Here is a 12308-nt window from a genome sequence, read left to right on the forward strand (position 1 = left end):
TCGAAAAGCCGCCTTGTCGCCTATTGTTTGATATCGTTGTGTGACTCTCCGTGAAGGAACGTCACATGCAATACGCGACCCTGAAACAGCGCCACCGCCAGGAACGAGATAGCCAGCCCGTGAATCTCAGCCTGCGATTGCATCGTGCATTGAGCTGGCTCAACCGCGCCGAACAGTTCGAGGATGACGACGGACGTTTCATTTTCTTGTGGATCGCCTTCAATGCCGCCTATGCCACGGAAATCGACGAGCGCTACCGCCTTTCCGAACAGGCGACATTCAGGGAGTTCTTGAAAAAGCTCTGCGATCTCGACACCAGCCAATGCCTTTCCAATCTAGTCTGGCAGACATTCCCAGGCGCCATTCGCGTACTGCTGGATAATCCTTATGTTTTCCAGAGTTTCTGGGATTTCCATAGTGGCAAGATAGACGAGGCCGAATGGCAGAAACGCTTCACGGAGGGCAAGCGGCGTGCCCACCAAGCGCTTGCCAACGGCAATACCCCTGAACTGCTCGGCGTCGTCTTCAACCGTATCTACACCTTGCGCAACCAACTGATTCATGGAGGTGCCACCTGGAATAGCGCCGTCAATCGTGATCAGCTACGAGACTGCGTCAGACTCATGAGCCAGCTTGTTCCGCTGGTGATTACGGTGATGATGGATAACCCGCATGCCCTGTGGGGCGATGCGTGTTATCCGGTGGTGGGAGTAATGTTTTTCTTGTTTGTAACGAAGCCTAGGATTTCACTTGGGCGACACTAATGTTTCTTGTGGTTCTAATAGCACCGCTATATTGTATTATTTTTATGTGGTGCTTTTGATGGATGACAAGAAAAATTGCCTTGACGTCCTATAAGTCGTGAATCACTTGTTCATCTCTTCTTCTATATCTTTCAAGATGCCATCCCGTTCGGCTTGGTGTTTTTTGCGAAGTAGAGCCACTTGAATGACTGCTGGCATTGTGACCCGATAGGCAGGCCCAGCAATATCCACCACAGTCCAAGCCCCCGTCAGTGCCCATCCTACAGGACCAGTTAACAGTGCTGTAGTTCTCATCAAGGCGGCATTTCCTGCAAGAGCCAGTCCACGGCCTAGGACCGCTCGACTCACTGCATTGGCAACAATAACCGTCAACTGAAAGGACCTGAATCCCCCAGCCTTGAACGCCAGTTGGATCGCGGCAGAGAGGGCGTGCGGAGTGAACGTTTCCAAGTTGGCGATGCCGATGGTTTTAGCAAATTCGGCGCGTTCTGCATCCGACATCTTCTCCAACGTATCGTCGAGGATTTTTTCCAGCAGTTTGTTTTCGATTTCCAAAACACTGCCTTTTTTGTCATATTTAACTTTTAATTTGTCACAGACATCGGTTAATACCTCTTTGTATAGGACGCCTTTCCCTGCTCTTAATAGTGTCGCCAGGCTGTTTGCGCCAAAACATTGCAGTTCGGCAGCAATGAAAGGCCAGTACTTGGAGTGATCTGGGTAATAGAGCTTATATGAATCGCTTTGCGTCAGTTCTTCTGTCCAGAGAGGGTCTCCCCCCTTGTCTTTGGTCAAGCATTCCACTAGATCATTCAAATCGGCGCTCGACATCTCTCCGAGAAATTTTAATTCCGAATCTTCGCGATAGGCCATTATTTTTATCCTTATTTTGCTTTTTTAATCAAGGAGAGGAGTGTTGTGATAGCCAATTTTATGTTGTTAGGGTCGGTAATAATGTCCCCTAATTCCTTTGCGAGTTTTTCAGTTATATCTTTGGCTATCTCTTTTATTGAATTCCAGATAGACTGTTCTGCCTTTTCATGGTAGTCGTCTTTATCATCATTGGATTGGAAGTTGGCCTCGTTTTTGTTAATATTGAAGGCAATAGTTACTCTCTTTTTTTTGGGCAACCTATCCAGTATGAAGCTAAGAAGTTTCTGCAAGTTGTATGGTCTTGATAACACTTCTCCACCAATCATGCATCCGGCCGAATAATAAATAGGATCGATATCCAAGCCTGTATCATTTTTAATGCGATTTTTGACGGTCTGGGAAAGTTCATCCAATCGTTCGACCAATTTGGATTCTGGCTTGTTCTCTTCCTTGTTCCAATAATGACCCTTCATGGCTTGGTCCGCTTGGTTTAGACCAATCAAAATACGGTTCTGATCACTCTCGTCCAGATTGGGTAGGATAACATCCCTGATCAAGATATAAGCAGAACTGAAGTCCCGGCTTCCAGCATCCAGGATCAGAAATACCAAGTCAATCAGGGGTTGATTATTCTCATCCTTTCGATGCAGTAGATCGACGATTTTCTCCTGATGTGCCTTGTCCTTTTCTGGACTGTCGCCCAGCCCTGGCGTATCCCAGATGACGAGGTTTTCCAGTGCATAATCGCCAATTTCCATGGTTTCGGGTGTAGTCCCCTCTCCAACCACGGCATCGCTTTTCTTCTCATGGCTTTGGAATAAGGCATTAATAGTCGAGCTTTTTCCTACGCCGGTTCCGCCTACTAACAAGACGTTGATCTTGGTTTGGCGGATGCGGTCACGGATTTTGCGAAGTTCCTCATTGCTGAGTTCTGAAAGGGGATTGTATGTCATTTTATATTCCTATCTAGTGTTGATGGTTAGGGTTTACAGACTGTATCTACTTGTAGCCATAGTTGGGGAATACCGCGAAAGCATATGATGACCTTTTTCTATGATTGAATTCCTCATCTGGATTGGAGCATAAACAACGATGTTTTCCCCTAACCCAAACACCCACCACAAGGTTTCCTGATCATCGGGTACCTTGGCGTGCAGCCGATACCAGTCGCTGTCTGGCAGGGCTTCCAGCCGTTGTTCGGCACTCAATGGGGTTTCGCTCAAAAGCCAGGCGATCGATGGGGAAACATCGGCAACCAGTTCGACTTCCGTTACAGGAGTCGGATTGTTGAATCCGTTGCTCAGGAATTCGTCGATATCGAACGTGGCATGTTCTTTTGCCGGTGTGTCGAGGCATTCCGCGTATTGAATACGGTGCAGGGCGAATTGGCGCGGGTCGTCGTAGCCTTCGACGGTAGCGATCAGATAGCTGATGGAGTGGCGGGAGACGAACCCTGCCGGATGAATCACCAGTTCCTTGAGCGTTTCCTTGCTGCGGCTGAGGTAACTGACTTTCAGGCATTGGCGTTCCAGCAGCGCCATCGACACGGCCTGCCATACGGCACTATCTACCTGTGCCGGTTGCAGGGCCTTGCCATTGGGTTTGGTGCGCACCCGACGCGCCCAGTCGGCTAGGCCATTTTCTTCAAGACCATCGAGATAATCGCGCGCGCGACGAAATTGCGGTGCCAGTAGATCGAGCACGCTTTGAGGCAGTAGAGATGTCAGGTGGCCTTCCGCTAGGTAGAGGGCCAGGGCAGCGGATGGGTCAATGTCCCTGAGATCCAGTGAGGCGTCCTTGGTGAAGCTCCAGCGATAGGGCGTTACGCGCTCGTCACACATCAAGGAGAACATGCTCGAGAGTCGATTAAGATCACGCTGCACGGTACGCATGTCGACTGAAAACCCGCGGTCGCGCAATTTTTCCAGCAAGGTAGTCGTGGCGATATAGCCGGGTGCGCGGGGAATGTGACGTAACAACGTCAGCAGACGGGCGATGGTATCTTTAGCTCGTGACACTCACAGACCTTTCGATTCGTAAATGAAAGTCATCTCACGCTAGCAAGAAAGGGCGACAAATCTTGTCGCGCTATGGCGCAAATGGCTTCTTTCGAATATCGGCCGGCGATATTGTAACTGGAGGGTAAGCGGGAAAATCGAGGAGAAAATGGTGGGCAGGATAGGGAGGGGAGAATGAGGTGGAGGTGGGGATGGGGCATATAACGAAAATGCCAGCGATAAGCATCGCTGGCATTTTGCGTTTGCGGCAGGAGCCTGCTCTTCGCGTCTCGCGTCTCGCGTCTCGCGTCTCGCGTCTTACGCCTCGACGATCTCGTAGGAGTGGGTGATTTCCACGCCGCCCTTGGCGAGCATCAGCGAGGCGCTGCAGTATTTCTCGGCGGAGAGGTCGACGGCGCGTTTCACCACGGCATCCTTCAGCTCTTTGCCGGTGACGACGAAGTGGACGTGGATCTTTGTGAACACGCTGGGGGTGCCGTCGAAGCGCTCGGCTTCCAGGGTGGCGACGCAGTCGGTGACGTTGGCGCGGGCCTTTTCGAGAATCTGGATGACGTCGAACGACGTGCAGCCGCCGAGACCCATCAGCACCATTTCCATTGGCCGCGGGCCGGTGTTGCGGCCGCCGTGGTCCGGGTTGCCGTCGATCACGACACTATGGCCGCTGCCGGATTCGGTGACGAACTGGCGGCCGTCGGTCCATTTGACTGTGGCTTTCATGAGTAGAATTCCTTGCTGGGGATTCGTTGTCGAATCACGTGTTGATCGATGAGGGCAGGATAACATTCCCGGCGCTTGCTGGTGATGTCCGCGCCGTCATGACCGCAGCCTGGCTTCCAGTTCGGCCAGCCGTTGCGGGGTGCCGACATCGACCCAGTCGCCGCGATGGTGCCAGCCGCCGACACGGCCCTCCTGCATGGCCTCGGTCAGCAGCGGCGCCAGCTTGGCGACCATGCCGATCGGCAGATCGGCAACCAGTTGGGGGCGGATGACGCCCAGGCCGGCGTAGATCAGGCGCGGTTCGCCTTCGGCATGCAGGCGGCCGTCGGTATCGAGGTGAAAGTCGCCGCGACGGTGGAAATCGGTGGTGTCCACCATCACCAGCGAGGCCAGGTCGCCTTCGGCCAATGCCAGCCGCTCGAGGGGGAAGTCCGTCCAGACGTCGCCGTTGACCAGTGCGAAAGGCGCTCCGCCGAGCGCGGGCAGCGCCTTGCGCAGGCCGCCGGCGGTTTCCAGCGGGGTCTCTTCGACGCTGAAGGTGAGCGAGACCCCGTAACGGTCGCCGTCGCCGAGCGCATCGATGATCTGCTGCGCTCGGTAGCTGACGTTGATCACGATGTCGTGAATCCCCGCCGCTGCCAGACGTTCGAGATGATGGACGATCAGCGGTTTGCCGGCGACCGGCAGCAGCGGCTTGGGGCAGTGGTCGGTGAGCGGGCGCATGCGGGTGCCGAGGCCGGCGGCGAGAATCATCGCCTTCATGAGTCGCCTCCGCCGCCGTTGGCCGCGCGGTGCTCGGCCAGGCGCGCCTCCATGGCCGGGCGATAGCTTTCACGTAGCCAGGCGTGGAAGTCGCCGAGGGCGGGCAGTGCTTCCAGTCCGTCGTCGAGATGCGCGTAGAAGTGGGGCAGCCATTCGAGATAGCGCGGCTTGCCGTCGCGCAGGCAGAGCCGGCAGAACTGGCCGAGGATCTTGAGCTGGCGCTGGGCGCCGATCGCCTCGACGCTCGTGCGGAACGCTCGGGCGTCGATGTCAGGTGCGATGCGCCCCGCGGCGAGACAGCGCTGGCGGAAGCCTTCGATCCAGTCGTCCATCTGCTGGCGCGACCAGCGATGGTAGCGCCCCCGCAGCAGCGAAATCAGATCGTAGCCGAGCGGCCCGGCCAGCGCGCCCTGGAAATCGATGATCCACAGCCGGTCCTGGTGGATCATCAGGTTCATGGCGTCGAAGTCGCGGTGTACGGCGACGTTGGGAAGTCTGGCGATGCTGTCGAGCAGATGGCGCTTGACCTCCGGCCACTGTGGCGGCGTTTCGATCCCGAGCCAGCGCGTCAGGCCCCAGTCGGGGAAGCGGTCCATCTCTTCCTCAAGAAACGCGGGCTCGTAGCGCGGCAACGAGGAGAACGGTGCGCGCTGTTCGATGGCGTCGAGCAGGTCGAGCGCCTGCGCGGTGCCCGCCCGCGCGCCGGCATCGGTATCAAAATGGTGATGCAGGCTATCATTGCCGAGATCGTCGAGCTCGATGAATCCCTGTTCGAGGTCGACGGCATGGATCGTTGGCACCGGCAGCCCTGCGGCGTGCCATTCCCGGCCGATGGCCACGAAGGGGCCGCTATCTTCCAATGCCGGCGGCGCATCCATGACGATCCGGGTGGTGGCGTCGGGAAAGGTGACACGGCAGTAGCCGCGCAGGCTGGCATCGCCGGCGACCGCTTCCCATCGGCATTCATCGGGTGAAAGATGGTGCTGGGTAGCGATCCAGTGACGAAGGGAGTCGAGGCGCAAGGTCATGCAGGCTTCCGGTCGTGATGATAGGGCGTGTCGATGCGTCGCCGCGGCCAGCTCGCGTGGCGAGTTGACGGGCCGGAGATGGCACCGCATGCTGGGCCCTAATCTGGGTGCGCCGTGCGAGTCGTCGATGCATCGATCGGGTGCAGGGCGATACGTTTTCGAGCGCGACGGCGAGACATCGAACGGCTGGCGAGCAGTGTGCCGCGTTTGGCCCGCATCGCCAAATCGAAAGGTGGCGTCGAATTCGATGTAATGGACGCGGTAGACACTCGGACGGTTCAACAAGGAATGGCTTCGCGGCAACTCCCGTCGAGGTCTGTATAATACCGACTCCACTCGGCAAGGACACAGAGGACATGGGCAAGCGACTGGTCTGGACTGCCCTGACTGGCCTGATTTCATCGACGGCCCAGGCGGCGCCCCCCGCACCGTTACCCGCGGATCAACTGGATTGGGCGCCATGGGGCGATCAAGCGCCGGCCGGCGCCCTGTGTGGTGGCCGCTATATTGAACCGGGCTATTTGCTGCCCGAAGGCAAGACCCCCGAAGAGGTGCTGTCCGACTCGGGATCGGCTCTGTACGGCAACGATGGTGAAACCATCCTGGGCGGGAACGTCGTGCTGCGGCGCGGCGAGAGCCAGCTGGAATCGCCGCGGGTTCGCGTCAATGCCGCGCGCGACACGGCATTCGCCGACGGGCCGCTGGCCATTCGCTATCCGGGCATGCTGGTACGTGGCGAAGAAGGCCAGGTATCGCTCGATAGCGATGCCGCGCGTATCGATGACGCGCACTACGTGGTTCACGATCAACGGGTTCGAGGCGACGCGCAGTCGATGCAGCGTCTCGCCGATGGCCGCTATCGCATGACCGAAGCCAGCTTCACCACCTGCGCACCGGATAGCCGGCTATGGCGCCTGGTAGGCAGCGACGTCACCATCGATCGCGAGCAGGGTTTCGGCACGGCGTCCAACGCGCGGCTGGAAATGGGAGACGTCCCCGTCTTCTACTGGCCGTGGGTGCGTTTTCCCATCGACGATCGGCGTCAAAGCGGTTTTCTGTGGCCGACGATGGGGATCTCCAGCGACGGTCTCGATTACAGCCAGCCCTACTATCTCAACCTGGCACCCAATTACGACGCCACGATCACGCCGCGGGTCATCTCCGATCACGGCTTCATGCTGGGCGGCGAATTCCGCTACCTGTTCGGCAGCGACCAGGGCTCGATCGAAGGTTCCTACCTGCCCAACGACAACGGTGGCGAGAGCGACAATCCCAACGACCCCCACGATGCATTCGAGGGAGAGGATCGCTGGTATGTCGATTACAGCCACTACGGTCAGTTCACCGAGCGGCTGGATTACGCCATGCGCTACGGCGCCGCGAGCGACGGGCGCTACTTCGATGACTTCGGACGCGACTTCGGCGAGCAGGATACCGAGTATCTCGAACGCCTGGCGCGGCTGAGTTACCAGGGCACGACCTGGAACCTCGATGCGCGGGCGCAGGGCTACCAGCGGATGGATTACCCGTTGGACGAGGATGACCGGCCCTATTACCAGTTGCCGAGCCTGACCGCGAATGCGCGCTGGGATCAGGACAACGGCTTCTATCAGGAGTGGAATTCCAACGCGACCTACTTCTGGCGCGATCTGCACGGCGTCGACAGCGACGGCTTCTGGGAAGACGAGGAAACCGGCAACACGCGTCGCATACTGCTGCGCGAAGCGGCCAACGGTACGCGCGTCAACCTGACACCGGCCATCGGCTGGCGTGCCCAGCCCAGTTGGGGCTTCCTCGAGCCGCGCTTCCAGCTCTGGCAGACCAATTACGAGCTCGACTACGGCAACCGGGATACCGACCGCGACGAGAGCCTGTCTCGCACCGTGCCGGTGTACTCGGTCGACTCCGGGCTGATCTTCCAGCGCGACGTGTCGCTGTTCGATAGCGACTGGAAACAGACCTTCGAGCCGCGTCTCTACTACGCCTACGTGCCCGAGCGCGACCAGTCGGAGTTCCCGGAATTCGATACCGATGAGCGTTCGGTCTCCTGGAGCCAGCTGTGGTCGCCTTACCGGTTCACGGGCGCCGATCGCGTGGGAGACGTCAACAAGCTCTCTTATGGGGCCTCGACGCGCTTCCTCGAGGACGATACCGGTCGTGAGCGGCTGTCGCTCTCCGTGGGGCAGAGTGCCTACTTCTCCGATCGCAACATCGATATCGAGGGCGATCCGGAGACGTTGCCGGACAAGGAAACCAACTACGAGGACTGGTACCGCGCCACCCGTGACCGTTCGCCGGTCATCACTCAGCTCGATTGGCGCATCAACGACCAGTGGCGCTCGCGTTACGAATGGTTCTACGATCCCGATCGTTCCACCACCGAACGAACTTCGGCTTACCTCCAGTACCTGAGTCCTGTCGGCCACGTAGTGAACCTTGGCTATCGTTGGCAACTCGAAGGGTTCGATCCCTCGGGTGAGGCGGAGGATCGTCTGGGCTACGACCGGGAGGATTTCGACGTGTCGTTCGCCTACAAGGCGACGTCGTCCCTGGATCTGATCGGCCGCTACCTCTACGACAATACCAACAGCCGCGATCTGGAAACCCTGGCCGGCGTCCAGTTCAACAGCTGCTGCAGCGCGGTACAGGTGGTATGGCGCGAATGGGTCGAGGACAATGACACTGCCAACACTATCGAAGACGACTACACCGACCGCGGCCTGTTCCTGCGCTTCGTGTTCAAGGGGCTGGGCGGCGTCGGTCAGGAAGCCGACAGCTACTTCGCGCAGGCCGTGCCGGGTTACGAAGCGACGCAGTTCTGAAGCATCGAATCGTCGAGAGATCGCAGTCAATCAATGTTTACGGCGAGCCCAAGCGGCTCGCCGCTCCATCAAAGCAAGAGAGGTAGGCATGCGTCCTAGAGTATGGATCCCCCTGGCGCTGGTAATGCTGCTGTCGCCGTTGTCCGCGATGGCGGAGGTGGTGCCGCTGGATCGTATCGTTGCCGTGGTCAACGACGATGCCATCATGCACAGCCAGCTCGAAAGGCGTGTCGTCCAGGCGCGCGACCAGCTGCAGGCCAACAATATCCCGATGCCGCCGGGACAGGCGCTGGAGCGCCAGGTGCTGGATCGCATGATCGTCGAGCAGATCGAGCTGCAGATGGCCGAAGATGCCAACCTGAGCATCGATGAAACCCAGCTCAACAGCACCATGCGCGGCATTGCCGAAAACAACGGCATGAGCCTGGACGAGTTTGCCACCACGCTGGAACAGCAGGGCCAGAGCCTGGCCGAAGTGCGCGAGCAGGTTCGGCGCGAGCTGCTGATCCGCCAGGTACAGCAGAGCCGGGTCGCCAGCAGGGTCACGGTGTCGGATCGGGAGGTCGATCGTTTCCTGAGCCAGCGCAGCGAAAACAGCAACGTTGCCTACCATCTCGCTCAGATCCTGGTCGCCGTGCCCCAGTCGCCGACACCGGATCAGGTCACCCAGGCGCAGGCCGAGGCGCAGGAGCTCTATCGGCAGCTGCAGGATGGTGCCGACTTCCAGCAGCTCGCCGTGGCCGAGTCCGACGACGCCCAGGCGTTGCAGGGTGGCGATCTCGGCTGGCGCCAGTCGGCGCAGATTCCCACCATCTTCTCCGACGTCATTCCCGATCTCTCTCCGGGAGAGGTCAGCGAGCCGATCCGCAGCCCCAGCGGCTTCCACCTGGTCAAGCTGATCGAGACCCGTGGCGGTGACAGCGGCCAGATGAGCCGGGAGCAGGCCAGCCAGGCGATCTTCCAGCGCAAAGTGAGTGACGAGCTCGAGGCGTGGACGCAGGAAATCCGTGCCAGCGCCTACATCGACAACCGTCTCGACCGGAACTGATGACATTGCCGGTACTGGCATTGACCACCGGCGAACCGGCCGGTATCGGTCCCGAGCTCGCCCTGGCGGCGGCGCGGGACTGGCAGCAGCTGGATGCAACGGTAGTCGCCGTCGGCGATCCGGACCTGCTGGCTGAACGGGCAAGGCGGCTGGGCTGGTCGGTCGAGCTCGACGTGCTAGCTCCCGGCGATGCATTGCCGGCGCCAATCAATGGCCGGCTGCCGGTCTGGCCGGTGTCGCTGGCAGCGCCCTCGACGCCAGGACGGCTCGATCCCGCCAACGCCGGTTACGTGCTGAAGACGCTGGATGTCGCCATCGAGGCCTGTCAGCAGGGCATCGCCGATGCGATGGTGACGGCGCCGCTGCACAAGGGCGCGATCATCGAAGGCGGGCATGTCGGCTTCACCGGACATACCGAGTATCTGCGTGACGCCTGCGGTGTCGAGGAGGTGGTGATGATGCTGGCCACCGAACGCACCGCCAGACCGCTGCGGGTCGCCCTGGCCACCACGCATCTGCCGCTCTCCCGGGTCTCGAGCGCGATCACCGGCCCCGGCCTGATACGTGTCGTCCGGATCCTGGCGGCTGAGCTGGTACAGCGCTTCGGCATCGCGTCGCCGCGAATTCTGGTCTGCGGGCTAAACCCCCACGCCGGCGAGGATGGCCATCTGGGCCGCGAGGAGATCGAGGTCATCACGCCCGCACTGAACCGGCTGCGCGAAGAAGGGCTCGACCTGATCGGGCCGTTGCCGGCGGATACGCTGTTCACGCCGCGCCATCTCGATCACGCCGATGCGGTGCTGGCGATGTATCACGACCAGGGCCTGCCGGTGCTCAAGTATGCCGGGTTCGGACAGGCCGCCAATATCACGCTGGGGCTGGGCATGGTACGGACCTCCGTCGATCACGGCACTGCGCTCGACCTTGCCGGCACCGGCCTGGCCGACGCGGGTAGCCTCCGGGTGGCATTGCAGGTGGCCCGCCAGATGACGGCCCGCGTTCACTGAAGGAATTCGCTTTTCATGTCTACACGCTCCTCCGACCGCTCTCCGATGCCGCGTGCCCGGAAGCGTTTCGGTCAGAACTTTCTCCGCGATGCGGGGGTGATCTCCCGCATCGTGCGTGCCATCGGTCCGCGTGGCGGCGATCGCCTGATCGAAATCGGCCCCGGCCAGGGCGCGTTGACCGGTCCGATCCTCGAAGCGGCCGGCGCGCTGGAAGTGATCGAGCTCGATCGCGACCTGATTCCCGGGCTGCGGGTACAGTTCTACGACTACCCCGATTTCAAGATTCACGAAGGCGACGCGCTCAAGTTCGATTTCCACGAGCTGTCGCAGCAGGATGGCAGACCGTTGCGGGTGGTGGGCAATCTGCCCTACAACATCTCCACGCCGCTGATCTTCCACCTGCTGGCCGCGCGCGGCGCCATTCAGGACATGCACTTCATGCTGCAGAAGGAGGTCGTCGAGCGTCTCGCCGCCGAACCCGGCGGGCCGGACTGGGGGCGGTTGTCGGTGATGACCCAGTATCACTGCGCGGTCGAATCGCTGTTCGTCGTGCCGCCCGGCGCCTTCGTGCCCCAGCCCAAGGTGGACTCGGCGATCGTGCGACTGACGCCCTATGCCGAGCTGCCGTCGCCCGCTCACGACGAGGCCCATTTCGCCGACGTGGTGCGGGTGGCCTTCGGCCAGCGTCGCAAGACGCTGCGCAACAATCTCAAGGGGGTGATCGACGCCGAGGCGCTGGAGTCGCTGGGCATCGACCCCGGCCGACGCCCACAGACGCTGCGCGTCGAGGAACTGGTCGCCATCAGCAATCACCTGACGGGCAGCGCGACGAGCCACCCAGTGACGGAGAAGACCTCATGAGCGAGGCGACACCAGACATCACGGTCGACGTCGAGCCGGCGTTTCGCGAAGACGAATCGTCGCCCAACGACAAGCGCTTCGTGTTCAGCTACACGGTGACCGTTCACAACCATTCCGACCGCAGCGTGCAGTTGCTGTCGCGCTACTGGAAGATCACCCAGGGCCACGGCAAGGTGCAGGAAGTGCGTGGCAACGGCGTGGTCGGCAAGCAGCCGACGATCACCGCCGGGCACAGTTTCCGCTATACCAGTCGCGCGGTCATCGAATGCCCCGTCGGCGTCATGCAGGGCAGCTATACCTGCATCGATCTGTCCACCCAGGCTTCCTTCGACGTCGCCATCGCGCCGTTTCGGCTGGCCGGCCCCAACCAGATCCACTGATCGACGCGGGCGAATCGATCCTCGCGGC

12 protein-coding genes are annotated in these 12308 nt (G+C 60.0%); 6 read left to right on the forward strand and 6 right to left on the reverse strand.

The window, feature by feature from the left end; translation table 11 throughout:
* Nucleotides 1–65: 65 nt before the first annotated feature.
* Complete coding sequence (locus BC443_RS08295) at nucleotides 66–764, forward strand: HEPN domain-containing protein (RefSeq protein WP_071231373.1); 699 nt, start codon at nucleotides 66–68, stop codon at nucleotides 762–764.
* Nucleotides 765–866: 102 nt separating this feature from the next.
* Here the strand turns inward: BC443_RS08295 and BC443_RS08300 are convergent, their stop codons facing one another.
* The 6 genes from BC443_RS08300 to BC443_RS08325 all read right to left on the reverse strand — a co-directional run bounded on the left by BC443_RS08300 (nucleotide 867) and on the right by BC443_RS08325 (nucleotide 6162).
* Nucleotides 867–1637, reverse strand: a complete 771-nt coding sequence (locus tag BC443_RS08300; protein WP_071231374.1) for a DUF3944 domain-containing protein — start codon at nucleotides 1635–1637, stop codon at nucleotides 867–869.
* An 11-nt stretch (nucleotides 1638–1648) separates the two neighbouring features.
* Nucleotides 1649–2590: a GTPase gene (locus tag BC443_RS08305; protein WP_071231375.1), complete on the reverse strand. Its 942-nt coding sequence runs from the start codon at nucleotides 2588–2590 to the stop codon at nucleotides 1649–1651.
* A 33-nt stretch (nucleotides 2591–2623) separates the two neighbouring features.
* Nucleotides 2624–3655, reverse strand: a complete 1032-nt coding sequence (locus tag BC443_RS08310) for a WYL domain-containing protein (protein WP_071231376.1) — start codon at nucleotides 3653–3655, stop codon at nucleotides 2624–2626.
* 297 nt (nucleotides 3656–3952) lie between these two features.
* Nucleotides 3953–4372: an OsmC family protein gene (locus BC443_RS08315; protein ID WP_071231377.1), complete on the reverse strand. Its 420-nt coding sequence runs from the start codon at nucleotides 4370–4372 to the stop codon at nucleotides 3953–3955.
* A 96-nt stretch (nucleotides 4373–4468) separates the two neighbouring features.
* Nucleotides 4469–5134: an N-acetylmuramate alpha-1-phosphate uridylyltransferase MurU gene (gene murU / locus BC443_RS08320; protein ID WP_071231378.1), complete on the reverse strand. Its 666-nt coding sequence runs from the start codon at nucleotides 5132–5134 to the stop codon at nucleotides 4469–4471.
* Nucleotides 5131–6162, reverse strand: coding sequence for a phosphotransferase (locus BC443_RS08325; protein ID WP_071231379.1), 1032 nt, complete (start codon nucleotides 6160–6162; stop codon nucleotides 5131–5133). The genes murU and BC443_RS08325 overlap by 4 nt, the downstream gene beginning before the upstream one ends.
* A gap of 356 nt (nucleotides 6163–6518) precedes the next feature.
* On the opposite strand from BC443_RS08325, the gene lptD reads away from it, so the two are divergent.
* The 5 genes from lptD (at nucleotide 6519) to apaG (ending at nucleotide 12280) form a co-directional block, all read left to right on the forward strand.
* Nucleotides 6519–8984, forward strand: a complete 2466-nt coding sequence (gene lptD / locus BC443_RS08330; RefSeq protein ID WP_071231380.1) for an LPS assembly protein LptD — start codon at nucleotides 6519–6521, stop codon at nucleotides 8982–8984.
* Nucleotides 8985–9072: 88 nt separating this feature from the next.
* The gene (locus BC443_RS08335; RefSeq protein ID WP_071231381.1) at nucleotides 9073–10032 is read left to right on the forward strand and encodes a peptidylprolyl isomerase; all 960 of its coding nucleotides are present in this window, start codon (nucleotides 9073–9075) and stop codon (nucleotides 10030–10032) included.
* Nucleotides 10032–11039 carry a 4-hydroxythreonine-4-phosphate dehydrogenase PdxA gene (gene pdxA / locus BC443_RS08340; protein ID WP_071231382.1) on the forward strand — a complete coding sequence of 336 codons (1008 nt, stop codon included), beginning with the start codon at nucleotides 10032–10034 and terminating at the stop codon, nucleotides 11037–11039. The genes BC443_RS08335 and pdxA overlap by 1 nt, the downstream gene beginning before the upstream one ends.
* Nucleotides 11040–11054: 15 nt before the next feature.
* The gene (gene rsmA, locus BC443_RS08345) at nucleotides 11055–11900 is read left to right on the forward strand and encodes a 16S rRNA (adenine(1518)-N(6)/adenine(1519)-N(6))-dimethyltransferase RsmA (protein WP_071231383.1); all 846 of its coding nucleotides are present in this window, start codon (nucleotides 11055–11057) and stop codon (nucleotides 11898–11900) included.
* Entirely contained in the window at nucleotides 11897–12280 is a 384-nt protein-coding gene (apaG, locus tag BC443_RS08350; protein WP_071231384.1) for a Co2+/Mg2+ efflux protein ApaG, read from the forward strand. Before rsmA ends, apaG begins: the two co-directional genes overlap by 4 nt.
* The last annotated feature ends 28 nt before the right edge of the window (nucleotides 12281–12308 follow it).

It is taken from the genome of Salinicola sp. MIT1003, assembly GCF_001858555.1.
GTDB lineage: Bacteria > Pseudomonadota > Gammaproteobacteria > Pseudomonadales > Halomonadaceae > Salinicola > Salinicola salarius.